Source organism: Micromonospora sp. NPDC049089 (assembly GCF_040648775.1).
Lineage (GTDB): Bacteria > Actinomycetota > Actinomycetes > Mycobacteriales > Micromonosporaceae > Micromonospora.
The window spans coordinates 1-26,859 of sequence record NZ_JBEZEH010000085.1 but is presented as its reverse complement, the minus strand read 5'-3'; the positions used below and the strand labels follow the sequence as shown (position 1 = coordinate 26,859).

Below are 26,859 nucleotides of genomic sequence, written 5' to 3'. Positions count from 1 at the left end.
TCGCCGGCGCGCGCGGCGACCGGCGGCGCGCCGGCCGCACGGCCGCCGCTGGTCTCGGTGACCGCCCGGTAGGGGTTCAACACTCCGGCGCCGTACCCGCCGCCCCGGCCCGCGCCCGGAGCTGGGTCGGCGGTGGCGATGATCCGCTCCGCCACCTGGGCGGCGGTCAGCTCCGGCCGGTACTCCAGCAGCAACGCGGCGGTGGCGGCCACGAAGGGCGCCGCGTAACTGGTCCCTTCGACCCGATGGTGGCCGACACCGGGTGCGGCGGTCAGCACCTCGCTGCCCGGAGCGACGAGATCGACGTACGAGCCGGTCTGCGAGAACGCCGCCCGCCCGCCGTCCGCCCCGATCGCGCCCACGCCGAGCACCCCGTCGTAGCCGGCGGGAAACGGTCGGGGGTCTCCACCGTCGTGCAGGTTGCCGGCGGCGGCCACCAGCACCACGTCCCGCTCGACCGCGTACCGCACCGCCGACCGGACCTCCGGGTCGTCCGCGTACAGCACGACGGACAGGTTCACCACGTCGGCGTCATGGTCGACGGCCCACCGGATGGCCCGGGCGAACTCGTCGGCGCTGACCGTACGCCCCGACTCCCGCCCCTGCACGACCTGCTGTTCGCTCACCCGCACCGGCAGGATTCGCGCACCCGGTGCCAGGCCGCGGAAGGCGACGTCGGGGCGGGGTGCCGCGGCGATGATGCTCGCCACACCGGTGCCGTGCCCGGCGCAGTCCCGACCGCCGTCCCCGCCGGGGTCGAGCAGGTCGGTGCCGGCCAGCACCCTCCCAGCCAGTTGCGGGTGCACCCGGTCCACCCCGGAGTCGACCACCGCGACCGTCACCCCGTCGCCGGTGGCCAGCGGCGCGAGCCGCGCCGGGTCGTACCGTTGCTGTGGCCAGGGCCTGGCGGCGACCGGTCGGACGGGGGCGAGTGGGGTCGCGCAGGCCGGTGCCGACGCTCCGAGCCCGGCGGTGGCGGCGACGGTCGGAAGGGCCGGTACGGTCAACAGGCTGGCGGCCAGACCTGCGAGGACCGGGCGCGTGATCGATTGGGACATCGACACCCTCCGTATCGTGTCGGCTCCGAAACGGGATGTTATCGCCTCCCTCGGGCCCTGGCAGGCCGCCGCCGGCCAGCCATTGTGATCTTGGTACCACCTTGTAGGTTGTACGCGATACCTGTGGCCTGTTCTCGGAAGGGGAGGTGGCCGTGACCGCATGGGAACCGGCCACGGAGGCCGAGGTGGCGATGCGCGACGCTCTGCGCGCGAACGACCAGGAGCTCTACTTCCGGCTCCTGTCCCGCACCGATGTGCTGCTGCCGGTCTCCGCGCCGACGCAGCCCGGCCAGCCACCTGCCGGGTGGGGCACCTGGACCACCGGCGGCCGGACCCACGTCCTGGCCTTCACCTCCGCCGCCGCACTGCGAGCCTGCCTCGGCGATCACGCCGGCAGCAACCGACGCATCCCCTTCGCTGACCTCGCGGCCAGCTGGCCCAACCACGAGTGGTGGCTCGCCGTCAATCCGGGTCTGCCGGTCGAGGGTTACCTGCCGGCCTGGTTCGTGTCGCAGTTGTCCCGAGGTGACGTGCGGCTGCCCGGCCGTGCCATGGGTGCCCGCGCTCGCCTGGAGCGGGCCGAGACCCTGGCCCGCACCCGGCCCGGCGCGCCACTGCGGGACACTGCCGCAGCCGCTGGATCACCTCCCGTGACGGGGGTGGCCCCGTCCGCGCCCGAGAGCGCTCCGCTCGCACCCCGAAGGCCCGCGCGGAGCCCGGGCCCTCGGGTGGGTGCCCCGCCGGTGCCGGGTCCGGCGCCCCGGCCACCCGCCTCTGCTGAGCCGCCGCGCCGACCTGGCGAGGAGGACCTGCCCGCCGCCGGTCAGCGGCACCCGACCGAACCGCCTCGGCCCGGCCCAGGCGTCGGAGCACTGCCCCGCACCGGCCGGCCGTCCCGGTTCACCCCGTTGGCTACCGCCGGCCCCACCACCGACCAGGCTGGGCCGGGTGCGGGCTGGCCGGCAGCGACCCGGCCGGGCGACGTCGACGGCCCCGCCCCGGCCAACGGCAACGGTGGCCCCCAGGCCGCGCCTCGGCGCTCCTTCTTCGACCCCACTCCGGCCCGCGACCCGGCCGCGAGCGGGGGACGCCCCGGTGACCGGGCGGCCCCGCCGACCCGGTTCGGTCGAGGCAGCCAGCCCTTCCCTCGCCGCCGCCCAGCCGATGCGCCGGCCGACGAGACAGCGACGCGGGCCTTTCCGATGGCGGCGGACCCGGCCGCCACTCAGCCGGTACGACGGCCGGAGGGCGGCCTCGGCGCGCCTCGCGGGATGGACGTGCCGCCGTCCGGCGAGGAGATCACCCAGCCGCTACCGCCGCGCCGGCACAACCCGCTGGCCGAGGAGCCCACCCGCGCGTTCCGGGTGACCGGCGAGCCTCGCCCGACCGGTGGGCTCGGTCGGCCATCGGCGGAGGAGACGCAGGCGATTCCCCAGGACCGGCCGGGCAGGTTCGAGCCGGCCGAGGATCTGCCGGTGTCCGTCGCGGAACCGGTCTCCGCCCCGCCTGCGCCGCGCCGAGGCTTCACGCCCATCGTCATCGAGGGCACCATCATCGAGTCCCGCGACCTCACCGACCCGGTCGAGAGCATCGCGCCGGTCGACGCGCCCCGGCGGCCCAACCCTGCCGAGGCCGCCCCGCCGCCGTTCGGCTCGACGCCCCCCGGTCCGGGCCTGTTCGGTCCGTCGTCGCCCAGCCCCACCGAGGCCGCCGCGCCACCACCGTTCGGCCCGGCGTCTTCCGATCCGGGCCTGTTCACGGCGTCCCCCAGCCCCGCTGAGGCCGCCCCGCCGCCGTTCGCCAGCCCCGGTCCGTTCGCACCCCCGTCCTTCAGCCCCGACCAGCCCGCTCCGAGCCCGTCCGTCCCGCAGCCCGTGATTCCGGCGGAGTCCGGCGCTGTCGGCGATGGCCTGGGCAACCTGAGGGCCGACGCCCCGCTCAGTGACGATCGCTCCGACAGCGGGGGCTCGTCGGGAAGCCCGGCCGGCGGCGAGAGCATGACCGCGGCTGACGGCCCCTACCCGCCTGCCGACGAGCCGCCGCCGGTCGAGTTCGAGCCGGCGAACACGGTCGAGGAAGACCTGCTCAATGCCGCCGGCTCGGGCAGCACCGACACGTTCCTGTCCACCCTGCTGCTGGCTCGGGTGCTGCTGCCGGCGGCACCGGACTCGGCGCGGGGAAGCCGCCCCGGGGATCCCGGCTTCGTCTGGCGTACCGGGCAGCTCGACGGCGAGACGTACGTGGTGGTCTACACGTCGTCGGAGCGCCTCGCCGACCATGTCGAGGGAGACATCGACACGGTCCGGGTGAAGTTCGCCCAACTGATCCGGCGCTGGCCCGACGAGGACTGGTCGTTCGCCGTCAACCCGGGCACCCCGGTGGGTGCCAAGTTGCCCGGCGAGCAGATCGTCGCGTTGGCCAACTGGGCCGCCGAGGTGGGGCTCGGGGACGACCTGGAAGTGGACCAGGTGGAAGCGCCGGCCGTGGCCGAACCCGCCGCCCGTCCCCGGTACGCCCCCGCAGCGGTCGACCCGACCCGGCCGACGGTCATGCAGAAGGCGATCGCCCCCAGCCAGCTCGCGTACTACCTGGATCGCGGGTACGACCGGGTGTCCGGGTTCGTGCACCGGGCCGGCGAGCTGTCCCACCTGACCACACCGGCTCAGTTGCACGAGGCGCTGGGCCTCAGCTACCCCGGCTCGCCGTTCGCCCAGGACGCCGAGGAGATCTACGTGCTGCGCTGGCCGGCGCACCGGCCGAGCCTCTACCGCATCCCGTACGGCGGTCAGAACGAGCCGGCGATGCGGGCCATGGAGGGCTGGGTCATCGAACGCCCGCCGTTCCGGGGCAACGGCTTCGCCCCGGGTGAGAGCAGCGACGTGGTGGCGGAGTTCAAGGTGGACAGCGCACGGCTGCCGCACGGCGCCCAACTCTGGCGCATCGGCGCGGACGGTAGCGAGCGGGTGGTCGCCGAGCTGGACACCGACTCGGTCACCTGGCGACGGGTCGGGGAGGCGTGATGCGCGACGGCTACGTGGCCCGTTGGCGGGGCCGGGAATACCAGGCCAGCCCGGACGGCGACGACATCCGCCTCTACCAGCCCGAGCCGGGTGAGGGCTTCGAGGAGGTCCGCGCGGGCCGCTACGTCCGGGTGCTGCCGGCGAGCGAGATCGAGGATCTGGCGTACGTGCGGACCACCTGCACCTGGCAGGGGCAGCCGTTCATAGTGCTCGGCGAGCACGACGCCTGGCTGCGGGTGGAGTACACGGGTGGTCGCTGGCCGGTGGCCGAGGCGATGCGGCTGGAGGTCTTCGACTTCGGCGTCTACCAGGGTTGGGCGCCGGCCGCCGAGGTCACCGACCTGCGGGAGCAGCGGGTCTGACCGGTCAGGTCTTCGCCCATCGCAGGATCTCACCGAGCACCAGCTCCGGCGCCTCCAGGTGCGGGAAGTGCCCCACCCCGTCGAGCAACCTCCACTCGTACGGGGCGACGACGTACCGGCCGGAACCCAGCGCGGTGCGGGGCAGGGAGGCGGTGTCCAGGGCGCCGTGCAGCTGCAGGGTCGGGGTGGACAGCGGCTTCTGCATCAGGCGGACGAACCGGTAGCCGTGCAGTCGCAGCAGCGAGCGGAACGCCCAGCGGTAACCCTCCAGCGCGCAGAACGCCGCCTGCGGGATGCACATCGCCTCCCGGCACCGCTCGGCGTACGCCTCGAAGTCCGGCCCGGCTACCCACTGTGGGCCGCCCCAGCGGCGCATGATCTCGCCGACGGCCGCGGCGCCGTCGCGGGTCAGGACGTGCTCGTAGCGGGGTAGCTGGAACTTCAACGCCGGGGTGGACGCGGTGAACTGCCCGCGCGGGTCGGCGAAGATGGCGGCGCGCAGTCGCAGCGGATGCGGTGCCCCCAGCACGACGAGCCGGCGGACCAGGGACGGGTGGAACGAGGCCACCGTCCAGGCCACCATGCCACCGAGGCCGCTGCCGACGATCGTCGCGGACCGTTCACCGAGCGCGCGGATCAGTCCGGCGATGTCGGCGGCGAGGGTGTAGCCGTCGTACCCCCGGGGTGGTTTGTCGCTCGCCCCGTAGCCGCGCAGATCGACGGCGACCGCCCGGAAGCCGGCGTCGGCGATCGCCGGCAGCATCTGGTGCCAGGCCCACCAGTGCTCCGGGAAGCCGTGCAGGAAGAGCACCATCGGCCCGGTGCCGCCCTCGACCACGTGGAACCGGCTGCCGTTGGCGCCGACGAAACGGTGCGTCCACGGCCCCTCGGTGAGGACACAGGACTCGTCGACGGCCCCGCCGCGCTGGTCGGTCATGGCAGACAGCCTAGAACCCGAGGTCGCGGTGACAGTCGCCACGGCCACGTCGCGACCGCAAAGGTGTGCCGACAGGTACGAGGCTCGAACGCGCGACGATCCCGGATCGGTGAGGTGCTCACCGATCCGGGATCGCTGTCGGTCTACCGCAGGTAGGTGCTGAAGGCCCGGTTGGCCACCTGATCGCCGACGGTCAGTCCGGAGTCAGCGTCCCACTGGTAGTGGACACCGAGCCAGACTCGACTGCGGGCGTTCTCGATTGCAGCCGCGCTGAAACTGGTGAAGGTGCGCGTGACGTTGACCGCCTGGGGATCCTCGGTGGTGGCGGCGAAGGTGAACGCGTCAGTGCCGTAATGGCGCTTCATGATGCCGGCCCACGCGCCGGCGAAGGTCGCGTGCCCGGACACGTACGCCGGGAAGGGCGGGGAGAAGTGGTTGCCGCTTCGATCGGCCGACAGGGGCTCCCAGGCGGGGTTGGGCGTGGTTGCGGCGTTGTTGTCCGTCTCGGGCTCGGCGATCGCGGTGTCTGGGCGCCACAGGTCGATGCTGGTGTTGTATTTGGCGTCCCAGGCTGCGATGGCGGCGTCGGCCATCGCCATCGCCACCAGGGCGAACAGTCGCGGGGTGTCGAGAGGGCTCTTGGTCGCGACGATCTGGGTGTGTCGGAAGAGTTGGCCCGGCGGCTTGTAGGTGCCGTCCAGGTCGTTGGCCCAGAAGTACGCCGCCTGGGTCTGGTCTGCGGTGCGGTCCTCGGTGCTGGCGGTAGCGGAGCCGCGCTTCCTGACCTCGTTCACCTGCTCCGCGTAGGCGCTGCTGCGGAGCATCGTGTCGACGTTGGTGAAACCGCCCGGTAGCGGGGGACGGAACTGCGAGCCCGAGGTGAGGGCGAACGGCGTGACCGCGCCCCAGTTGGGGCTGGCCGCAGCGCCGGAGCCGGTCGGTCGCCACTGGCCGGCGGTGAAGCTCGGTGTGTACGCGGCGTTGTTGGTGGAGCCGTCGTTGGCGCGGGCATTGATCATGTTCTGTGCCGCGCCCTCGCCGACGCTCGTGCTCCATCCCTCAGGTCCAGGGTTGCCGATCGGCGGATAGGAGCGGGAGCCGGCGAAGTCGTTGGAGAAGTCCCGCGTCGGCCAGATGGAGCCGAGAACGGTCACCGCCGCCACGTCCATGTTCCACTGGCGGTCGTAATTGTAGTTGGGTATTTTCGCGATCCGGGCGATGTACGGAGCGCCGCTGCCGCCGAGCGACACGTGCGCGTCGTACATGGCGAGGTGCATCATCGCGCCGGCCCGAGACAACACCGTCGGCGGGCCCCCGACCGCGCGGTAGGTCTTCAGCAGAACATTGTTCCAGTAGATGACATGGTCGAAGCCCTCCGGGACGGCTTGCGCCGGCCGGGGTACTGCGGTGATGGTGCCGCCGATGGTGAGTGCGGCTACGAAGAGGGCGACAGTCCGTCGCATTCCGATCCTTCGCAAGTGGATCCTTCCCCGTTGAACATCCGCGCCGGAGGCGCGTCGCCGACAGGATCTCCATCGGCTTGTGTCAATGATCGGGGGCCCCGGGAGGCAGGGACATGGCGAAGTGGCCGCAGTCCGCAAGTTGCAAGATCAAATCCAGCCGCGTTGCGCGGCGGCGACCCCGAGGGTCAGCCTGTTGGACGCACCGAGCCGCTCGGAGAGCAGTTCGAAGTGGCGGCGTACCCAGCGAGGGCTGCGCCCGAGGCTGCGCGCGATGGCCTCGTCCTTCGCGCCGCTCGCGGCCAGTCGGAGAATCTGTGACTGCACCGCCGTGGGGCCGTCGCTCTCGCCGGTCTGCCGTTCGGCCAGTGGTACGGACCGTGACCACAGGCAGTCGAAGTGGTGCGTCATGAGCTCCACCAGCGCGGCCGTGCGAAGGAACAGGCCCGACCACCGACCGGCGCCATCCGGGGCGATCAACGCGGTGTGCCCACCGATCACCATCGACGTGGGCACGGATGCCGCCATCCGTACCTCAGTGGTGTCGACGCCGCGTAGGTGGTTCGGCGTGTCGAGTACGCGGTGATCGACGATAGTCGGGTGGCGCCGCGCCGATTCCGGATAGCCCCAGAGCGCGCCACCGCCGGCCGGAGGCGGCACGCCGCGCAGCGACCGGCAGTCGTCGTTCTCGACGGTCAGGCGGTCGGCGAGCCGGACGAACTCGGCCCAGTCGCGGACCGTGTCACGCTCCTCCGCCGGTGACGTCGTCTGCTGCTCCCGCTGTTCAAGCCGGGTGTAGTGCTCCATCAGGCGGTGCTGGGCCTGGACAAGCTCTTGTTGCCCGGCGGCGAGCCGCAACCTCAGTTCGAGGGCGGAGACGGTGGCCAAGCGCACTGTCGGTGCGCCGCCCCCACCCAGATCCAACTCAACGTCACTCGACATGCGAACCACCCCCGTGGTTGTGCCTGCCGTGGCTGGCGCGTGATTCGGTCAGCGCCGAGTCGAGGTGACCCGGGATCCACAGTCAGGCGATACCAATCGTCACGGTCGGTCGATGTGCCGTCAACCGCCCGTACTGGCGTTGACTGTGATCGATTGATGTGCTCCGAGGCCCGGCGCTGTCGGCCGAGGAGAACCGCCGCCAAAGGGCGACGCCCGGGCAGATGACCTGCCCGGGCGTCGCTGGGTGTTGCTGAGTCAGTGGTCAGCTGACCCTGATCTTCATCGAGGTGCCGTTCTGCTCCTTGACCTCGATCTTGACACCGGTCGCGGGGAGCTTGACGCCGTGGTTCGGCAGCTCCTCGTAGAAGTACTTCTTGGTGTCGTTGAACACGGGCTCAGCGGCCTGACCGCGGATGTACTGCGGCTGGCTGTTGAGGTGCAGGGTGAACGAGTCAGCCTTGTTCAGGCTGAACGGTGCGTCGTACACCTGGATGCGGGCGCGCCACGGGGCTCCGGTCAGGTTGTAGATCGGGCGCGGGTGCGCGTCGATGTACAGGTTGCGGCCCTCACCCGGGTGACCACCCGGGTTCGTCACCGGGTCGTACGGCGCGGTGTTGTTGTCGGAGAACCGGGTGTTCCAGTACGAGATGAGCAGGCCCTCCTGGTACGCGTAGTGGTCCACCCAGTCCGGGCGGGTGTTCGCGTAGCCGAAGAAGTACGGGCCCGTCTTCAGGTACTTGTCGTACGAGACGTACGACCGGTTGCCGGCGATGTAGAAGTTGTCGAACAGCCGGGTGTAGGTCGCCCCGACCACCTCGAACTTGGAGAGCGTCCAACCGGCGTCGGTCTCGGCACCGTCGCTGAACACGGTCTGGCCGTCGGCGGTCACGGTGATCGCGTCGCCGAAGAAGCCGCCCTCGGAGACCCCACCGTCGGTGACGTAGTGCAGGCGGACCTGCGCCACCTTGCCGGCGACCGAGGTCAGCGGGATGTTGATGTCCGCCCAGGCGCCCTTGCTGCTGCCGGCCAGGGCCGGGCGACCCGCACCGTCGACGCCGATCGGCTTGCCGTTGACAGTGCCGTCCAGGTCGGCCCAGGTCTGACCGCCGTCCGTCGACGCCTCGAAGTAGAGGTAGTCGTAGCCGGCCTCGATGCTGTACTTGCCCTTGAGCGACAGCGCCGCCGAGGACTTCCCGGTGAGGTCGAACGTCCTCGTCATCTTGCTGTCGAGGTCGTCCTCGTTACCGGAGAAGTACTGCTTCGAGCCCTCGAACGGTGCCCCGTAGTTGAAGGTGTACTCCCGCTGCGGGAGCACGACCACCGCGGCCTGCGCCTTGTCCGAGTTGTACTCCTGCGGGCCGAGTTCCAGCGTGCGCTTCTGACCCGCCACGATGACCTCGTAGTCGAGCCAGCCGAGCTGGAGCTTGTTCCACGCGCCGAGGTCGCCGCCCCGGTCGCCGATGCCGACGTCGTTCTTCGCGCCGAGCCGGCTCTGGGCCATCAGGGTCCAGTGCTCGTTGTTGTTGTCCGCGGGGCCGTAGTCGTCCGGCAGGCCCAGGTCGTGGCCGTACTCGTGGTAGAAGACGCTGCGGCCGCCGTTTTCCGGCTGGATCGTGTAGTCGCGGATCCAGACGCCGGTGTTGCCGATCTGGGTGCCGCCGATCGGGAAGTTCGGCGGGCCCACGGGCGAGCTGTTGAACGCCGACCAACGGTGGCTCCAGATCGCGTCCTCACCCTGCTGCGGGTCACCGTCGGCCTGGTCGCCGCCGGAGTGGACGATCTGGAAGTGGTCGATGTAGCCGTCCGACTCGTTGAAGTCGCCGTCACCGTCGTAGTCGAAGCGGTCCCACTGGTCGAAGGACTTCATCTCGGTGGCGATCTGCGCGTCCGTACGGCCCTTGGCCTTCTGGTCGGCGACCCACTGGTTGGCGGCGTCGGCGATCAGGTTCCAGGTGTTCGCGCAGACGTTGTCGTTGCAGACGGCCGGGTCGTTGGCCGGGACGTCCAGGTCGTCCGGGATCGGGTCGTCGGAGCGACCGTATCGGGCCTCGTTGTACCGGACCTTGACCCAGTCGGTCACCTCACCGTCGACGGTGTAGCGACCCGAGGACTGCGCCTCGTAGTACTGCTTGAGCGACTCGTCGCCCGGGTTGGTGCCGAAGTAGAGCTGGCGGAAGTGGTCCGGGCTGAAGTCCGGCTGCCAGATGGTGGAGTTGTCCACGGCCCGGTTGGGCTCGGGGATCTTGTTGTGCAGCGGCCCCTGGAACGTCGCCGGTCCGGCGATGTCCGGGTTCATGTCCTTGTCCGGGTAGGACGGGTGCCGCTCGTCACCGAACTCGGCCAGGATCACGAAGATCTTGTCGGTCCGCTCACGCTTGAGCTCGACGTACTGGTCCTTCGTCGCCTGAGCGCCAGCGGCGGAGCGCGCGTTGCCGTTGGTCGCCGTCTTGCCGACCTGGCCGACCTTGACGACAGTGCTGCCGTTGCGCTCGATCGGCTTGCTGCGCCCGCTCAGCACGTCGGCGAGACCCTGCTCACGCAGCTCGCGGCGCTTGTCCTCGAGCTTGTCGGGGAGTTCATCCTTCAGCGCTTGTGGTTCGGCAGCGGCCGGTGCCGCTGCCGGCAGTTTGGGCTGCGGGGCGGCCGAGGCGGACGGGCCGAACGCCAGGCCTGTCGCCGTCAGTGAGAGCCCGAGCAGACCCACTGCGACTTTGCGCACGTGGTACCTCCGGTGTGAGGGAACCGGCCCAACGGGGGTACGGGCCGGTGGGAGATCGATCCCACTAGTGGGACCATTGGTGAACATAGTTACTGGCGGGACAGGTGGGAAGACGAACGCGTCGATTTGTTGCAAGATTTTGTTGGGAATGCTTTTCACCGTCACACCCCGCCGGTTCATCAGCCACGGTGAGCAGCGCGGGTGCGACCGCGACCGTATACAACGACATTTATCGATCAATCAGACCGCACGCAAGACAGCGGGGCCGGCGGCGTCTCCGCCACCGGCCCCACAGTCAGTTGTCGCGCAGTGAAACAGTTACTTCTTTGCCGGGGTCACGTAGATCTGGGCCGACGAGTTGTCCCCGGCGGCCTTCTTGATCGTCAGCGAGACGCCGTAGTTCACGCCGGCGTCGCCCGGGTTTCCGGTACCCAGCACGATCGCGCCACCGCCCAGGGTCACGCCGTAGAACTCCGGCGCAGGGCTGCCGTCCGGGTTGGTGACCCGGGTGGTGTACGGCGCGTTGTTACGCGACGGCAGGACCACCGACGCGTCGTTGTCGCGGGCGTAGGCAGCACCGTCGCGCATCTCGATGCCCGGGTACCAGCCCTTGGCGTCGGTGAACGCCTTCACCGGCGGCAGCCCCTTGAACTTCGTGCAGTACGCGCTGTACGGCTCGTTGGCCGCCTCCAGGCACTCGGTGAACGGGTACGTCCGGTTCAGCGTGAACGCCGCGTTCGACGACTGCGGGCGGCTGGGCAGGTTGTCGGTCACCGACGGGTCCTTCACCGCCGCCTCACCGGTACGGCGCAGCGGGTCGAAGTGCGAGTCGACGATGAGCAGGCCGCCCTTCGCGCCGTAGCTGGGCAGCGCGGTCATCTGCCCGGTGACGTGGTTGACGTCGCCGAGCGCGGTGTCCCGGTACCACACCAGCATGCCCGGAGCGTTGTAGGAGATCCGGTCGACCTTCCACGCCTCGTGCGAGTAGATGGTGTCGTAGGCGTACTGCAGGCCCTTGTCGAAGCCGTCGAAGTTACGCCACTCCGCCAGGTAGTACTGGGCGTGCACCTCGGTGCCGCTGGAGACCTTCCAGCCCGCGCCGGTGGTGTCGACGAAGGTGCCGCCGGTGGCCGTCCAGCCGTTGGCGCCGCCCTCGACGTCGTCACTCCAGGTGGTGGCGCCGCCGCCGGTGACCGAGAAGTCGTCGACGAACCAGTTGCGCTCCTCGAACGCCTCGTCGGTGGCCAGACGCAGCCGCACCTGAACCGTCGTCCCGGCGTACGCCGACAGGTCGACGTAGTCGTGCCGCCAGCCGTCGGTGCTGCCGGTGAGGCCGTACTTCTTGCCGCCGAAGTCGTTCATCCGGCCGTTCGGGTCCGGGTAGCCGTCCGGCGTGGTGACCACCGTGCCGCCCTCGTCGTACACCTTCTGCTCGGTCCAGGTCGTACCGCCGTCGGTGGAGAGCTCGACGAAGCCGTAGTCCCAGTCCTCCTCGATGATGTAGTTGTTCCACATCCAGAACTTCGAGTCGGCGGCTGCCGGAACGTCGACCGAGCGGCTCAGCTTGACGTCGGCCCACTCCTGGTCGTTGTTGCTGTGCCACATCTTCGTGCCGCTGTGCGGGGTTGCCAGCGTCGTCACCTTGTCCGGCAGGTCGACCTTGATGCCGTCCTCGGAGTCGATCGGGGTGCGCGACGTCTGGCCGAGCTTGACCTCGCGCGGGTTCGACCCGGGGCGGATGGTCAGCGGGTCGGCCCAACCGAGCACCCACTTGTCCCAGATGCCCATGTGCGTGGGCAGCGCCTGGAAGATCTCACCGGAGTGCGAGCCCGAGGCCATCAGGTCCCAGAAGTCCACGTCGGAGTCGGCGTTGCCGGACGTGTCGTAGAGGTCCGGCAGACCCAGGTCGTGGCCGAACTCGTGGGCGAAGACACCGACGCCGGCGTCTTCCGGCTGCACGATGTAGTTCGACGCCTTCAGGTTGGTGCCCGGGATGGTGTAGCCACCGGCGACCGTGGAGGAGTGCGCCCACACCGCGTACACGCCCTGGTCGCCGCCGCCACGGGACTTGCCCTGGCCGGCGTGCACCAGCACGAGGTGGTCGATCACGCCGTCCGGCTCGAAGACGTTGCCGTCACCGTCGCGGTCGGCCTGGTCCTCGATGTCGTAGTCGGCCCACGGGAAGTTCGGGTCCTTCGCGACGAGCGCGTCGATCGCGTCGGTCGCCAGGCGGCCCGCGCCGGCCGGGTTGTCCGGGTGGCCGTTCATCGACTGCTCACGGCCGGGAACCCACGCGCCGGTCTCGTCCTGGAAGCAGCGGTTGGCCGCGTACCAGCCCTCCGAGTGCGGCACGGTGATCCACGGGCTGGCCTGCCCGTCCACCGTGTACGCGTTCTTGGACATCTCCAGGTACATGTTGTGCATGGTGCGACCGGACAGGTCGATGCCCTTCTTGCCGTCCGGGCCCTTCAGGTCCGTGCGGACCCGCTCGGTGATGCCCTTCTTGCTGTAGAGCATCTTGTTGTAGTGCTGCGGCGAGAAGTCCGGCACCCACATCGAGTTGTTGTCCTCGTGGGGCAGGCGCGCCGGGTCCGCGATCTTGTTGTGCTTCGGGCCGTTCTGGACCGTGCCGGGGACGCAGGTGCGGTCCTCGAACACCGTCTTGGGGACCATGACGTTCGTGAAGTCGTCGTTGGCCTTGTCGTTGAACTCCACCAGCAGCGTCAGCAGCTTCGCCGTCTGGGTGGTCGGGGCCTTCTTGAACTTGCGGGGGTTCTGACCCGTCTTCAGCGACTTGGCCTCGTCCTTGGCCAGCTGCCGTGCGGTCACCGGGTTGCCCCGGGCGTGCTTCTGGTCGAACGCGCGCGCGGATTCCGCGGCAGGGGTGTAGATGCCACCCTTGCCCTTCACCTCACGGCCGGTGGTGTCCGGCTGCACCTCGGGCTCGGCGTAGTTGATGTAGTGCTCGTCCGCGCCGATCACCGCCTGGGGGGTGCCGGACGACGGCTGGGCTGCCGCACTGCCACTCACGGTCAGTGACGTGGCCGCGAGGGCGATGACGGGCAGTGCGACGAGTAGTCGTCGCCGCGCCCTGGACTGCGGTTTGTGGTTCATGCCGCTCCGTTTCTCGGGCATGGGGAGGAGGACGTTGGGGTTGCCGACCATCGAAGCGATGTCTGTCGAACTCTGCCAACCTGCGTGAACCTAAAGCACAACCGGCCGAAAGGACAGTGGTGGCCGACGCCTGTGCCCGTTCAGCTTTCCCCGACTCCCCCGACCGACCGATGTGACACCGGCAGGGCGGCGCGGACCGCATCCGTAAGACATGGCAGAGGGTGGCGGCCCGAACGGACCGCCACCCTCCATTGAGTACGCCTACCGTCAGTCCTCGTCGGACTTCGTACCGCTCATCCCCGATGAGATCAGGTCCATCACCGAGGAGTCCTGCAACGTCGTCACGTCGCCCAGCGAGCGGTTCTCCGCCACGTCCCGCAGCAACCGTCGCATGATCTTGCCGGAGCGGGTCTTCGGCAGCTCCGGCACCAGCATGATCTGCCGCGGCTTGGCGATCGGGCCGAGCGTCTTCGACACGTGGTTGCGCAGGTCGGCGATGAGCTGCTCACCCGCCTCGCCGGCGATGTCCGTGCTGCCCCGCGGAATGGCGAACGCGACGATCGCCTGACCGGTGGTCGGGTCGGTCGCACCGACGACCGCCGCCTCGGCCACCGACGGGTGCGACACCAACGCCGACTCCACCTCGGTCGTCGAGATGTTGTGCCCGGACACCAACATCACGTCGTCCACCCGGCCGAGCAGCCAGATGTGCCCGTCGTCGTCCTTCTTCGCACCGTCGCCGGCGAAGTACATGCCCTGGAAACGCGACCAGTACGTGTCGATGAACCGGTCGTCGTCACCCCAGATGGTGCGCAGCATCGACGGCCACGGCTCGCGCAGCACCAGGTAGCCGCCACCACCGTTCGGCACCGACTGGCCCTGGTCGTCCACCACGTCGGCCACGATGCCCGGCAGCGGCGTCATCGCCGAGCCCGGCTTGGCCGCGGTCACCCCCGGCAACGGCGAGATCATGATGGCGCCCGTCTCGGTCTGCCACCAGGTGTCCACCACCGGCAGTTCGCCCCGGCCGATGTGCTGCCGGTACCACATCCAGGCCTCCGGGTTGATCGGCTCGCCGACGCTGCCCAACAGGCGCAGCGACGACAGGTCGAAGCCCGCCGGGAGGTCGTCGCCCCACTTCATCATCGTCCGGATCAGGGTGGGAGCGGTGTAGAGGATGCTCACCCCGTACTTGTCGACGATCTCCCAGAACCGGCCCTTGTGCGGCGTGTCCGGGGTCCCCTCGTACATCACCTGGGTGGCGCCGTTGGAGAGCGGGCCGTACACGATGTAGGAGTGCCCGGTGACCCAGCCGATGTCGGCCGTGCACCAGTAGACGTCCGTCTCCGGCTTCAGGTCGAACACCGCGTGCGTGGTGTACGACGCCTGGGTGAGGTAGCCGCCGGTGGTGTGCAGGATGCCCTTCGGGCGGGCCGTGGTGCCACTGGTGTAGAGGATGAACAGCGGGTGCTCGGCGTCGAACGGCTGCGCGGTGTGCTCGGCCGACGCGGTCTCCACCGTCTCGTGCCACCAGTGGTCCTTCTCGGTCCAGGCCACGTCCTCGCCGGTGCGGCGGACCACGAGCACGTGCTCCACCGACGGGGAGTTCGCGACCGCCTCGTCCACAGTGGGCTTCAATGCCGACGGCTTGCCCCGCCGGTAACCACCGTCCGCGGTGATCACCACCTTGGCGCTGGCGTCCTGGATCCGGTTGCTCAACGAGTCGGCGGAGAAGCCACCGAAGACCACACTGTGCGCGGCGCCGATCCGGGCGCACGCCAACATCGCCACCGCCGCCTCCGGGATCATCGGCAGGTAGATCGCCACCCGGTCGCCGGCTGTCACCCCCAGGTCGGTGAGCGCGTTCGCCGCCCGGCAGGTCAGCTCGTGCAGGTCCGCGTACGTGATGGTGCGGGTGTCGCCCGGCTCGCCCTCCCAGTGGATCGCGACCTTGTCGCCCCGGCCCGCCTCGACGTGCCGGTCCAGGCAGTTGTACGCGACGTTGAGCTGCCCACCCACGAACCACTTCGCGAACGGCGGGTTCGACCAGTCGAGCACCTCATCCCACTTCTTCGACCAGGCCAGCCGATCGGCCTGCTTCGCCCAGAAGGCCAGCCGGTCGGCCTCAGCCTCGGCGTACGCGTCGATGGTGACGTTGGCGTGCGCGGCGAGTTCGGCCGGCGGGGGGAACTGGCGCGTCTCGTTCAGCAGATTGGCCAATGCCTCGCTCATGCCGTGACTCCTCATCCTCGGGGTGACCTGGGTCTCGATGGCACGAGGGTAGTCGCGGGGCCTGCGACCGGCCACGGCTGCCCACCGCCTCGCGCCGAGCGGCCCCCGGGGCGCGCCCGGCGGCCCGTCCCACCTGTCCCCGCCGCGCGGGATGCCTTGATCAACGCGGTTTCATGGAAATCGGGGTGTCCAGGCCAGGCGGACACCCCGACTTCAAGGAAACCCGTGCGGAACTGCTGCGGTGGTTCGGCTGTCCGACCGCGCCGGGCCTGGTGCGGTGCCGCGCCGGGAGGGTGGTCCCTGTCGCGTTGGAGGCGGGTGCGGCCCGCCGCGCCGGGCCGGGTCGTTAGCGTGGCGGGGTGACCACCGACCCGCTCGCCCCGTTGCTCGCGCTCGCCGACATCGCCGCCGCCGTCGATCAGGCCCGCGCGCGGTTCGACCAGGCGCTCGGGCACCGGGCGCTGCGCCGGCACGGCGGACAGGTCGCCGCCGAGGTCAGTCTGCGCTCCGCTGTCGCCAGCGCGGCCCTCGAGGGGGCCGGGCACGAGCGTGAGGCGGTCCGGGCCGGCACCGTCACCGACCCGGTGCTCCAGGGGGCGCTGCGGGTCGCCGGAGCGCTGCCGGGCCTGAGCGAGCTGTGGCCGAAGGCGCCCCGCCAGGCGCTCGCGAAACTGCACGTGCTCGCCGCACGGGACATGGTGACGGAGGCCGAGCTGGGCCGCCCGGTCGCCGACCCGGTGGTCGCCACCCGACTGGACGGGCTGGCCGGCCTCGTCGCCGGCGGCACGAAGGTCTCCCCGTTGGTGCTCGCCGCTGTCGTACACGGGGAGTTGTTGAACCTGCGCCCGTTCGCCGGGCCGTCCGGCGTGGTGGCCCGGGGGGCGGCCCGACTGGTGCTGCTCGCCAGTGGCCTCGACCCGCGTGGCCTGCTCGCCGTCGACGTCGGGCACCGCGAGCGCGAGCCCGAGTACGTCGGCGCGGCCGGTGCCTTCGCCACCGGCACCCCCGACGGGCTGCGCTCCTGGCTACGGCACTACATGGCCGCCGTCGAGGTCGCCGCCGACCAGCTCACCGCCATCGGAGACGAGATCCTCGCCGCCGCCTGAGCAGTTGGACGGGTGGTGTCAGGCGGTGGTGGCGGCTCGGGTTCGGCGGTGGCGGCCGTACCAGGCGATGCCGATGGCCACACCCACCCCGACCCCCAGAGCCGCCGCGGCCACCGGGACAGCGGGCCGTTCCCGCCACCGCCGGCCCAGCGGGATCGGATGCCGGAACTCCAGCACCGGCCACGCGTTCTCCGAGGCCAGCTTGCGCAGCTGCCGGTCTGGGTTGACCACACTCGGGTGGCCCACGCACTCCAACAACGGGCGATCGCTGTACGAGTCGGAATAGGCGTACGAATCAGCCAGGTCGTAGTCCCGGGCGGCGGCCAACTCGGTGACCGCCTCGACCTTGCTCGGCCCCGCCGCGTAGAACTCGACCTCGCCGCTGTACCGGCCGTCCTCCACCGTCATCCGGGTCGCGATCACGTCGGTGACGCCGAGCAGCTCACCGATCGGCCGGACCATCTCCTCGCCGGACGCCGACACCAGCACCACGTCCCGCCCAGCCGCCTGGTGCTCCACGATCAGGGCGGCGGCCTCGGCGTACACGTAGGGGTTGATCAGCTCGTGCAGCGTCTCCGCGACGATCTGGCGGACCTGCTCCACCTGCCAGCCCTTGCAGAGCGCAGCCAGGTAGTCCCGTGTTCGGGCCATGGTCTGCTCGTCGGTGCCGCCCAGCCGGAACATCAGCTGCGCGTACGCCGACTTGACCACGTCCCGCCGGGTGATCAGCCCATCCCGGTAGAACGGCCGACCGAACGCCAGGGCGCTCGACTTGGCGATGACGGTCTTGTCCAGATCGAAGAAAGCGGCACTTCGGCCCACGGCGCGAAAGTCTAGCCGGATGGTCTATCGTCGGCGGGTGCCCGGGGTCATGCCACCCCTCAGACCTGCGGGCTCTCCGCTCCGCGTGATCACGCTCACACTCTGCGAGGAGATTTTCGCAGTGAGTGGAGGCAGCACCACTCGACGTGACGGGCCCGCTCAGGCAGACTTGTCCGTACGACGAGCTTTCACATCCCCGAAACAGACAGACCCTCAGCGGTTGCACCCCCCGTGACCGCTGAGTGGTTCGGCTCGACCCCCCCGGAGCCGAACCTCCGACGACCCCCGTCTCCCCCCGACGGGGGTCGTCCCTTTCCGTGGGAGCGCGCCACCCGACACCATGAGGCTCGCTCGTGCCCTGGATGCCGGGGCCTGCTGCTCGGTCGGGCCTCCACCCCCGCGTCGTCGCGGGCCGTGCGACCGCCGCCTGGCGTGTAATTTCCCAGCGGGACGAGCTGAGGAGGAACGCGTGGCTGCTGGTGGCTTCTCGTCGAAACGGCTGGCCCGGGTGCGGGGGTTCCTTGAGCACCACGTCGAGTCCGGCTTCGTCCCGGGCATGGTGGCCGTCCTCGCCCGGCACGGCGAGGTGCACATCGAGGCGACGGGTCAGCTCGCGTTCGAGGGTCCCGGGTCGCAGACGCCGATGGCGGCCGACACGATCTGTCGCCTGGGCTCGATGTCGAAGCCGATCGTCGCCGCGTGTGCGATGACCCTCGTCGAGGACTGCACCCTCCGCCTCGACGACCCGGTCGACGATCTTCTCCCGGAGTTGGCGGACATGACAGTGCTCGCCGATCCCCACGGTCCGCTGGACGACACCGTCCCGGCGGAACGCCCGATAACGCTGCGGGACGTCCTGGACGGCACCCTTGGCACCGGCATGGTCCCTGCCGAGCCGGGCACGGTGCCGGTCGCCGACGCGTTGGACGCACTCGAATATCAGTCGCCGGACGCGTGGATCCGCCAGCTCGGTGACCTTCCGCTCGTCCACCAGCCGGGTGAGCGCTGGATGTACGACACCGCCGCCAACGTGACCGGCGTGCTCATCGCCCGGGCCACCGGCATGTCCTTCGGGGATGCGATCCGTGCGCGGGTCTGCAAGCCACTGGGGATGGTCGACACCGCCTTCGACGTGGGTAGCGAGAGCATCGACCGGTTCGCTACGGCGTACGAGCAGGACAACGCCGCCACCGGCGAGCCGGTGGTCGAGGACGGTCCGGACGGGCGGTTCAGTCGACCGCGCCTGTTCGAGTCCGGTGGCGGCGGGCTCGTCTCGACCCCTCGGGACTACCTCGCCTTCGCCTCGGCGCTGCTTGCCGGCGGTGCCCACGGCGGCGAGCGGGTGCTGTCGCGGCCTGCGGTGATGCTGATGACGAGCGACCACCTGACCGCGACCCAGAAGGCCGTCTCCGGGTTCTGGCCCGGCTACTTCGACGCCATCGGCTGGGGTTTTGGAATGTCGGTCCGGACCCGCCGCACACACCTCGGGCCCTCGGTCGGCAGCTACGGATGGCCTGGCTTCTACGGCACGGCCTGGTACAACGACCCCGCCGAGGATCTGACGGCGATCGTGTTCATGCAGCGGGCACACGCGGGCGACCAGCGGCTGCCGATGTGGCACGACTTGTGGACCACCGTTTACCAGGCGATCGACGACTGACCGCGTCCTTCGTTACCGGTGGGCGGCACTCGCCCCAGGCGGCGCGGTAATCCCTGGGCCCTCAGCGACACAAGCCATTGTGAGAGTCGCCGAGGCAATGGGGGTTCGGGTGGGTCCACCGAAGAAGCGGGACGAGGGCTGGTTCACCAGTCTCTACGCCGCCGAGTACGAGCACATAGTTCGGTACGGCCTGCGTCGGCTCGCTGACCGGGATGCCTCGGCGGAGCTTGCCCAGGAGGTCTTCGTCGTCGCCTGGCGTCGTCGCGCCGAGGTGCCGGAGCGCAGCCTGCCCTGGCTGTACGGGGTGGCCCGACGCCTTCTGGCGAACCAGTGGCGGTCGCGACGCGGCGCACCTGACCTTCTCCCGATCACCGATGTCGACCTTGAGCGACTGGCCGGATCGTCGGGTGCCGACACGAGCGTCGGGGTCGCCGACATCTGGACCGCGCTGGCCAACCTCAACGACCTCGACCAGGAGATTCTCCGGCTGGTCGGCTGGGAGGAGCTGACGGTGTCCGAGGCGGCCAAGGTTCTCGGTTGCACCGGGGCGACCGCCGCAGTGCGCCTGCACCGCGCCCGCCGTCGCCTTGCCGAAGCGATGTCGGCCCGGCCCGCGCAGACCGGGCGTCGACCGGTGTTGGCGACCATTCGAGAGGATCTGTGATGTTCGGAGCAGAGCGAACCCGTACTCTTCTCGGCCCGGCCGACCCGGCCCGCAACGCCGCCGTCGGGCCACCGCCGGTCTCGGCCCGCGAGCTCATCGACCGCGCCAGCGCTACCGAGACGGTCGCCGGGCGTCGTCGCGTACACCCGACCCGCCGGCTGGTCCTGACGGCCGGGACGCTGGCGGTCGCGGCCGGTGCCGTGGCGGTGCTCCAGCCGCTCGGCGAGCGCGCACCGGAGGCCCCGGGTGGGCCTGGAAACGCGGCGGGGTTGGTGCTCGTGCCGGTCGCGTACCAGTTCGACGCGGATCCGCCGGCCGCCGGCCCGCAGCTGCGCATGCTGGCCGACAAGATCAAAGATGCGGCGTACGACCACCAGAGCGGCCGCTACATGTATCACCACACGAAGGTGTGGGGCGATCCGGTGATGACCTCCGCCGACGGTCGCCACCACGTCGCCTTCGCCGGGGCCTCCCAGGTCTGGCAGGCCGCAGACGGGACGGGCAGTCAGATCAACACACAGCTGGAGCCGCAGTACCCCGACCAGGAGTCCCGGGACTACTGGCAGCGAGCCTTCGATTCGCGTCCGGCGGTCGAGGGCACCCCTGCTCCGGCCATGATCCCGCTGCCGCCGCAGGAACTCAGGCCGCCGTCGGCCGTCCCAGCCGAGCTGCGGGAGCTGCTGAAGGTCGAATACGGCGCAGGGGCGGCGAGCAAGGGGGTCAGCACGCTCTACGGCCGGTACGTCGTACCGCGTGCGACCCGAGCGGCGGTCCTGCGGGTCCTCGCCGACGTGCCCGGCTTCCGCTGGCGGGGGCAGGTCACGGACCGTGCCGGTCGGAAGGGGGTCGCCGTCACCTTCGACGACCGCGAACACGACGCGCAATCTCTTCTGGTCTTCGATCCGACGACGGGCGAACTGCTCGCCGATGAGCGGTTGACGCTGTCGCCAGTGCGGATCAGCTCGTACCAGGTGATCCTCGATGCCGGCTGGACCGACCGGGTCGGCTGACCGCGACTTGCGGGGCTGCTCCTTTCGGGAGCGGCCCCGCTGTTTTCCCGCAGCGGCCGTAGCTGCCGCGATGCCCGCGCCCGTAGCAGATCAATTGTCTCGGCGGCGGTTTTCCACAGGCCACCAGGTTGTCCACAGGCGACGACATCGGGACGGCTCGTGGGGTGGATTCCGAGCACTGTCGGCGGCATACCAGAGCCCGACCGCTGGAGGCCGCGATGCCACCCCGTACCACGGTTCCGCCGATCCGCCGGCTCCCGCTGGTCGTCACCGGCGACGACGACCTGCTCGACGATGTGCTCCGGCTCGCCGCCGTCGGCGGCACGGAGGTGGAACTCGCCCGCGACCCAGCGGCTGCCCGCACCCGATGGCTTACCGCGCCCCTGGTCCTGCTCGGCGCCGACCAGGCGCAGGCCTGCCTGCGCGCCCGGTTGCCGCAGCGCCCTCGGCTGGTGCTGCTCGGCCGGGCTGGTCAGCTCGACCCTGGGTGGCAGACCGCCGAGCTGATCGGGGCCGAGCACGTCGCCACGCTGCCGGCCGCAGAGCCGTGGTTGGTGGATCGGTTCGCCGAACATCATCCGGATCGTCCGGCCGGCGTCGGCGCCCGTGTCGTCGCGGTCCTCGGTGGTCGGGGCGGTGCGGGGGCGAGTGTGTTCGCCGGTGGTCTGGCGGTGACCGCCGCCCGGGCCCGGTTGCGCACCCTCCTGGTCGACGCCGACCCGCTCGGTGGTGGCCTCGACCTCGTGCTGGGCTGGGAGCAGTTGGAAGGCCTGCGCTGGCCGTCGCTCACCAGCGCAGACGGTCGGGTGGACGCCCCGGCGCTGGTGCAGGCCCTGCCCAGCCGGGGTGACCTCGTGGTGCTCTCCTGGGACCGCGGCGAGATGCTGCCGCTGCCGGTGACGGCGATGGCGGCGACAGTCGACGCGGCCCGGCGTGGGCGCGACTTCGTGGTGATCGACCTGCCCCGACAGTTGGACGATGCGGCTGTGGTGGCGCTGCAAGCCGCCGACCAGGCGTTCATCGTCGTGCCGGCCGAGTTGCGTGCCACTGCGGCGGCCACTCGGGTGGTGGCCGCGGCCGCCCCGCACTGCGCTGCACTCTCGGTGGTGGTGCGCGGGCCCGCACCCGGGCGGTTGCGGGCGTCCGAGGTGGCACGAGCGCTGGGCCTCCCCCTGGCCGGCACGCTGCGCCCCGAGCCGGAGCTCTGCCGTCGGCTGGAACGGGGCGAGGCGCCGGCCGCCGGGGGCAAGGGCCCACTCGCCGTGCTCTGCCAACGGATCGTCACCGACCTCACCGGCGCGCCGGGTGCGGGTGCGGCGTGACCGCCGGGCCGGAGGACGGCACGCTCGCCGCCCGGGTACGGCAGCGGATCGCCGCCGCCGCCACCCCGGTCACCGCAGCGGCCATCGTCTCCGCGGTACGGGCCGAACCCGCCGCCGCAGTGCTCGGCGACACCGTCATGCTGCGGATCGCCGACCGGGTGCGCGACGACCTGGTCGGCGCCGGGCCGTTGGCGCCGCTGCTCGCCGACCCGGAGGTCACCGACGTCCTCGTCAACGGCGTCCGGGTCTGGGTCGACCGCGGGTCGGGGCTGCACCAGGTCGCCGTCCCGGTGGGCTCGGTGGAGGACGTCCGTCGATTGGCGCAGCGGCTGATCGCCAGTGCGGGACGGCGGCTCGACGACGGCTCCCCGTACGCGGACGCGCGGCTTCCCGACGGCACCCGACTGCACGCCGTGCTGCCGCCGGTGGCGACCGAAGGTCCCTACCTCTCGCTGCGGACCTTCCGGCACCGGCCGTTCACCCTCGACGAGATGGTGCGCCAGGGAACCGTGCCGCGACCGCTGGCACCACTGCTCGCCGCCGTTGTGGCGGCCCGACTGGCGTACCTGGTGACCGGGGGCACCGGGTCGGGCAAGACGACCCTGCTCAACACCCTGCTGGGGATGGTGCCGGCCACCGAACGGATCGTGCTGGTGGAGGACGCCGCCGAGCTGCGTCCGGGGCATCCGCACGTGGTGGGGCTCCAGGCACGTACCGCCAATGTGGAGGGGACGGGCGTGGTCAGCCTGGCGGACCTGGTCCGGCAGGCGTTGCGGATGCGCCCGGACCGGCTGGTGGTCGGGGAGTGCCGGGGCGGTGAGGTGGTCGACCTGCTGGCCGCGCTCAACACCGGCCATGACGGGGGTGCGGGCACCCTGCACGCCAACACACCGTCGGACGTGCCAGCCCGGTTGGAGGCCCTCGGCATGTTGGGTGGGCTGCCTCGCGCCGCGCTGCACGCCCAGGTGGCCGCCGCGTTGCAGGTGCTGTTCCAGGTACGACGCAGCGACCGGGGTCGAGTCCTGGAATCGGTCTGCCTGCTGGTCCCCGAGGGACCCGAACGCATGGTGACGGTGGTGCCCGCCTGGGTGCGCGGCAGCGGGCTCGGGCTCGCCGCCCGTGCCCTCGGGGCGCTGCTGCGGGAGCGTGGGGTGGCGGTGCCACCCATCCTCAGCGAACCATGGCCCGGATCGGCGGGTCCGGCATGACCGCCGAGACGATGCTGGTTGCGGCCCTGCTCCTTGTCGCCGCTGCCCTCGTGGCGTGGCCCGTGCGGAGCATCCGGTCCCGTCGCCGTCGCGTGCTGGCACCGGAGCGGATGGCCGGTCGTATTGATCCGGATGACGCCCTGGTGCAGTGGATCAGGGAACTCGGTCGCACGCCGGACGGGCCGGTCGACGGCACCGGAGCTGCCCCGACCAAGGGTCGTCCGGTCGGCATCGCGGGCGAGTCGGGTGCCACCGTGGGTGCCAACGACAGGCGGACGGCACTCGGCTGGCCCGACCGGGACGTCACCCGCAGCCCGAGTTGGCCAGGAGCGGCGGACGGGTTCACACGTCCGGAGGGGCCGACGCGCCCACCGGCCCGGCGGGATCCCCGACGCCCGACCGGCACCACCCGCCCGGAGGTGGCCCCCACGATGCTCGACGCCGAACGGCAGCCGGGCGCGTCGGCGGCCACGATCACGATCGGTGTCAGCGGCGTGGACACGGCCGGTCGGAACGACGTCTCCGGCCCGGCAACCGCAGACGGGCACGGCGATCTGGACACCGGCTGTCGAGGTGGCCCGTCCGACGGGTGCGCGACGGTCGGCTGCCGCGCCCACGGGCGTGTCGGCGCGACCGGGAGAAGGCCGGGTACGCCTCCGTCGGTGCGCATCTCGCGATCGACGACCCGCGTCCTGCCGGTGGTCGGTCTGCTCGGCGGCGGGGTGGGTGCCGTGGTCGGTGGTCCGGTGGCTGCGGTCGCGATGGCCGGGTACGGCACGCTGGCCGTGCGCGCCGTACTGCGGTGGCGAGTGAACCGCAGCGCCGAGCGGGACAGACGACGTGGGCTGGACCAGCTCTGCGGCCTCGCGGCGGACCTGCGGGCCGGCCTGCCCGTCCCGCACGTCCTCGACGTCACGGCCGTCGGGAGTGACGAGGGGAGCCGCCTACGTCAGCTGACCTCGGCGGCGGTGCGCTTGGCCGACCGGACCGGTGCGCCGCTGGCGGAGCTCTTGGAGCGGATCGAGGCGGACGCACGGGCGACCGACCGGGGTCTGGCCGCAGCGGCGGCCCAGGCGGCCGGTGCCCGGGCCACGGCCTGGCTACTGGCAGCCCTGCCGGTTGGCGGGATCGGGCTGGGGTACGGCATCGGCGTCGACCCCATGGCGGTGCTCCTGCACAGCTCGGTCGGCGGCGCCAGCGCGGTTGTCGCGGTCGCCCTTCAGGTGGTGGGCCTCCTCTGGGCGGAACGGCTGGGCGCGGCACCGGGGCGGGCTGGATGACCGCCCAAGGCCCAGCCAGGCGGCGACCGGACGTGATCCGGCTCGTGGCGGTGCTGGCTGGGCTGGCCGTGGCCATCGTCGTCGAGGGCTGGCTCGGGTTGCTCGGCGCTATCCCTGCCGCGTTCCTGCTCGACATCCTGTTGCGGCGGATCGAGTCGCCCGCTGTGCGTCGTCGGCGGCAGCAGGAGGCCGTCGACCTACCGCTCGCCGCCGATCTGCTGGCCGCGGCGATGCGGGCGGGCGCCCCGGTGGATCGCTCGGTACTGGCCGTCGCCGAGGCACTGGACGGGCCGCTCGCCGGCCGGCTGGCCCGGGTCGGCCGCACGCTGCTGCTCGGTGGTGGCCCAGCAGAGGCATGGTCCGCGCTGGACGGAGTGCCCGGCGCGGAGCGCCTGACCGCAGCGGCGTTGCGGTCGGCAAACAGTGGTGCCGCCCTGGCCGGCGCACTGACCCGGCTCGCCGACGACCTGCGCGCCGACCGGGCCACCGCTGCCGAGGCATCCGCCCGCCGGGCGGGTGTGCTCATCGTCCTGCCGCTGGGGCTCTGCTTCCTGCCGGCCTTCATTCTCGCCGGACTCGTGCCGGTGATCGTCGCCGTTCTCGGCGACGTGCTCTGACCCATCGAGAAGGGAAACAGTCATGCGCAAACTCATCGCCCGCCTGCGCGGCGATGCCGGAATGAACACGGCCGAGTACGCCGTGGGCACCCTCGCCGCGGTCGCCTTCGCCGGGATCCTGTTGAAGGTGCTGACCTCCGGCAACGTCCAGTCGGCACTGACCGCCGTCATCGACCGGGCACTGAAGTGATCGAGCGCCGGCAGGCCGGCCGCGATCCAAGTTCGAGCGTTCCCGGGCCGGCGGCACGCGGCGGGCGGAGACTTCGCGTCCTTTCGCGGACCGTTGGCGGGGACCGGGGGTCCTTCACCGCCGAACTGGCGGCCGGCCTGCCGGCGCTGCTCCTGCTCCTGCTGGCCGGCCTGACCGCTGTCAACGCCGTCAGCGCACAGGCGGGTTGCCTGCACGCGGCCCGGGAGGCTGCGCTCGCCGCAGCCCGGGGCGCGGACGGCGGCGCGGAGGGTGACAGCGCGGCGCCGCCGGGCGCGGCGGTTTCAGTGTCCGTCGACGGCGACCGGGTGCGGGCGACGGTACGGGCACCCGTCCGGACGTTGGGCGGCCGGCTACCGCGGATCACCGTGGTCGCCACCGCAGTCGCCGCCGTCGAACCGGGCGCTCACGAGGGGAGTTGGTAGTGCGAAGGGATCAGTCACCCCGCGCCGGTCACCCACCGGCTTCCGGGGAGCACGTTGACGGCCAGCCGGACCGGCAGCGAGGTGGCGCTACGGTCCTGCTGCTGGCGATGGGGCTCGTCTTCGTGGTGTTCGGGACGTTCGGCGCCGCCATCGTCGCCGCCGGAATGGCGAGCCAGCGGGCGGCGGTAGCTGCCGACCTCGGCGCGCTGGCCGGGGCGGCGCGGGTGCTCGACGGCGACGCCGCGGCGTGCGCGTCCGCATCCGACCTCGCCGGTCGCAACGACGGCCGGCTGGTCGGCTGTCGCCTCGACGGGATGGACGTGCTGGTGACGGTCGAGGTGGCGTTCACGCCACTACCCGGCCTGACCCGGGTGGCTGCGGCGAGCGCCCGCGCCGGCCCGGTACGTGGTTGAGCCGGGTGGTTGCCCGCCTGACCGGCGGCGTCTCTGCTCACCATCGCCGCAGTGCCAGACGTAGCGCGAGGAGGGCTGGCCTGTGGCTTGCCGGATTGCCAAGGCACTCGGGACTGGTGAGCGCTACGGAGCTGAATCGTTTACGACGCCGGGCGTGATGCGTTTACGACATCAGCTCCAAAGGGGGAGCGGACCACATCCGGGGGCAGGGGGTCAGGTGCCGCGGCCCGCCGGCCGGGGCGGGGGGGGGGTCAGGGGCGGCGCCGGCGCAGGGCTGGGG

Annotated in this window: 21 protein-coding genes; 13 read left to right on the top strand and 8 right to left on the bottom strand. The window is 71.3% G+C overall.

Annotated features, from left to right (window positions below; genetic code table 11):
- Nucleotides 1-1,058: type VII secretion-associated serine protease mycosin (gene mycP, locus AB0B48_RS16620; protein WP_357201900.1), on the bottom strand; the 1,058-nt coding region annotated here is incomplete at its 3' end.
- Between the two features lie 152 nt (nucleotides 1,059-1,210).
- On the opposite strand from mycP, the gene AB0B48_RS16615 reads away from it, so the two are divergent.
- Together AB0B48_RS16615 and AB0B48_RS16610 are read left to right on the top strand one after the other, a co-directional pair.
- On the top strand, nucleotides 1,211-4,078 hold the full coding sequence (locus AB0B48_RS16615) for an SseB family protein (RefSeq protein ID WP_357201897.1): 2,868 nt from the start codon (nucleotides 1,211-1,213) through the stop codon (nucleotides 4,076-4,078).
- Complete coding sequence (locus AB0B48_RS16610; RefSeq protein ID WP_355004867.1) at nucleotides 4,075-4,440, top strand: hypothetical protein; 366 nt, start codon at nucleotides 4,075-4,077, stop codon at nucleotides 4,438-4,440. The genes AB0B48_RS16615 and AB0B48_RS16610 overlap by 4 nt, the downstream gene beginning before the upstream one ends.
- A gap of 4 nt (nucleotides 4,441-4,444) precedes the next feature.
- Here AB0B48_RS16610 and AB0B48_RS16605 read toward each other — a convergent pair whose 3' ends face one another.
- The 6 genes from AB0B48_RS16605 to acs form a co-directional block, all read right to left on the bottom strand.
- Nucleotides 4,445-5,377, bottom strand: coding sequence for an alpha/beta hydrolase (locus AB0B48_RS16605; RefSeq protein ID WP_112638703.1), 933 nt, complete (start codon nucleotides 5,375-5,377; stop codon nucleotides 4,445-4,447).
- A 143-nt stretch (nucleotides 5,378-5,520) separates the two neighbouring features.
- On the bottom strand, nucleotides 5,521-6,840 hold the full coding sequence (locus AB0B48_RS16600; RefSeq protein ID WP_357201894.1) for a phosphatase PAP2 family protein: 1,320 nt from the start codon (nucleotides 6,838-6,840) through the stop codon (nucleotides 5,521-5,523).
- A 147-nt stretch (nucleotides 6,841-6,987) separates the two neighbouring features.
- Nucleotides 6,988-7,779: a hypothetical protein gene (locus tag AB0B48_RS16595; RefSeq protein WP_357201891.1), complete on the bottom strand. Its 792-nt coding sequence runs from the start codon at nucleotides 7,777-7,779 to the stop codon at nucleotides 6,988-6,990.
- Between the two features lie 262 nt (nucleotides 7,780-8,041).
- A complete protein-coding gene (locus AB0B48_RS16590) occupies nucleotides 8,042-10,483 on the bottom strand; it encodes an immune inhibitor A domain-containing protein (protein WP_357201904.1) in 2,442 nt (813 codons plus the stop codon).
- A 333-nt stretch (nucleotides 10,484-10,816) separates the two neighbouring features.
- The gene (locus tag AB0B48_RS16585) at nucleotides 10,817-13,612 is read right to left on the bottom strand and encodes an immune inhibitor A domain-containing protein (RefSeq protein WP_357201888.1); all 2,796 of its coding nucleotides are present in this window, start codon (nucleotides 13,610-13,612) and stop codon (nucleotides 10,817-10,819) included.
- 267 nt (nucleotides 13,613-13,879) lie between these two features.
- Entirely contained in the window at nucleotides 13,880-15,844 is a 1,965-nt protein-coding gene (acs, locus tag AB0B48_RS16580) for an acetate--CoA ligase (RefSeq protein WP_357201885.1), read from the bottom strand.
- A 359-nt stretch (nucleotides 15,845-16,203) separates the two neighbouring features.
- Between acs and AB0B48_RS16575 the strand changes: the two genes are divergently transcribed.
- Nucleotides 16,204-16,950: an oxidoreductase gene (locus AB0B48_RS16575; RefSeq protein ID WP_357201882.1), complete on the top strand. Its 747-nt coding sequence runs from the start codon at nucleotides 16,204-16,206 to the stop codon at nucleotides 16,948-16,950.
- An 18-nt stretch (nucleotides 16,951-16,968) separates the two neighbouring features.
- Here the strand turns inward: AB0B48_RS16575 and AB0B48_RS16570 are convergent, their stop codons facing one another.
- A complete protein-coding gene (locus tag AB0B48_RS16570) occupies nucleotides 16,969-17,772 on the bottom strand; it encodes an HAD-IB family hydrolase (RefSeq protein WP_357201880.1) in 804 nt (267 codons plus the stop codon).
- Between the two features lie 469 nt (nucleotides 17,773-18,241).
- On the opposite strand from AB0B48_RS16570, the gene AB0B48_RS16565 reads away from it, so the two are divergent.
- The 10 genes from AB0B48_RS16565 (at nucleotide 18,242) to AB0B48_RS16520 (ending at nucleotide 26,579) form a co-directional block, all read left to right on the top strand.
- Nucleotides 18,242-19,432: a serine hydrolase domain-containing protein gene (locus AB0B48_RS16565; RefSeq protein ID WP_357201877.1), complete on the top strand. Its 1,191-nt coding sequence runs from the start codon at nucleotides 18,242-18,244 to the stop codon at nucleotides 19,430-19,432.
- 109 nt (nucleotides 19,433-19,541) lie between these two features.
- Complete coding sequence (locus AB0B48_RS16560; protein ID WP_357201874.1) at nucleotides 19,542-20,096, top strand: sigma-70 family RNA polymerase sigma factor; 555 nt, start codon at nucleotides 19,542-19,544, stop codon at nucleotides 20,094-20,096.
- On the top strand, nucleotides 20,096-21,106 hold the full coding sequence (locus tag AB0B48_RS16555) for a CU044_5270 family protein (protein ID WP_357201871.1): 1,011 nt from the start codon (nucleotides 20,096-20,098) through the stop codon (nucleotides 21,104-21,106). Before AB0B48_RS16560 ends, AB0B48_RS16555 begins: the two co-directional genes overlap by 1 nt.
- Nucleotides 21,107-21,324: 218 nt before the next feature.
- Entirely contained in the window at nucleotides 21,325-22,428 is a 1,104-nt protein-coding gene (gene ssd, locus AB0B48_RS16550; RefSeq protein WP_357201868.1) for a septum site-determining protein Ssd, read from the top strand.
- Entirely contained in the window at nucleotides 22,425-23,636 is a 1,212-nt protein-coding gene (locus AB0B48_RS16545; protein WP_357201865.1) for a TadA family conjugal transfer-associated ATPase, read from the top strand. Before ssd ends, AB0B48_RS16545 begins: the two co-directional genes overlap by 4 nt.
- Nucleotides 23,633-24,916, top strand: a complete 1,284-nt coding sequence (locus tag AB0B48_RS16540) for a hypothetical protein (RefSeq protein ID WP_357201863.1) — start codon at nucleotides 23,633-23,635, stop codon at nucleotides 24,914-24,916. Before AB0B48_RS16545 ends, AB0B48_RS16540 begins: the two co-directional genes overlap by 4 nt.
- On the top strand, nucleotides 24,913-25,533 hold the full coding sequence (locus tag AB0B48_RS16535; RefSeq protein ID WP_357201860.1) for a type II secretion system F family protein: 621 nt from the start codon (nucleotides 24,913-24,915) through the stop codon (nucleotides 25,531-25,533). The genes AB0B48_RS16540 and AB0B48_RS16535 overlap by 4 nt, the downstream gene beginning before the upstream one ends.
- 22 nt (nucleotides 25,534-25,555) lie before the next feature.
- On the top strand, nucleotides 25,556-25,723 hold the full coding sequence (locus tag AB0B48_RS16530; RefSeq protein WP_081883916.1) for a DUF4244 domain-containing protein: 168 nt from the start codon (nucleotides 25,556-25,558) through the stop codon (nucleotides 25,721-25,723).
- A 125-nt stretch (nucleotides 25,724-25,848) separates the two neighbouring features.
- A complete protein-coding gene (locus AB0B48_RS16525) occupies nucleotides 25,849-26,166 on the top strand; it encodes a TadE family type IV pilus minor pilin (protein ID WP_355005187.1) in 318 nt (105 codons plus the stop codon).
- The gene (locus tag AB0B48_RS16520; RefSeq protein ID WP_357201857.1) at nucleotides 26,166-26,579 is read left to right on the top strand and encodes an Rv3654c family TadE-like protein; all 414 of its coding nucleotides are present in this window, start codon (nucleotides 26,166-26,168) and stop codon (nucleotides 26,577-26,579) included. Before AB0B48_RS16525 ends, AB0B48_RS16520 begins: the two co-directional genes overlap by 1 nt.
- Nucleotides 26,580-26,859 lie beyond the last annotated feature (280 nt).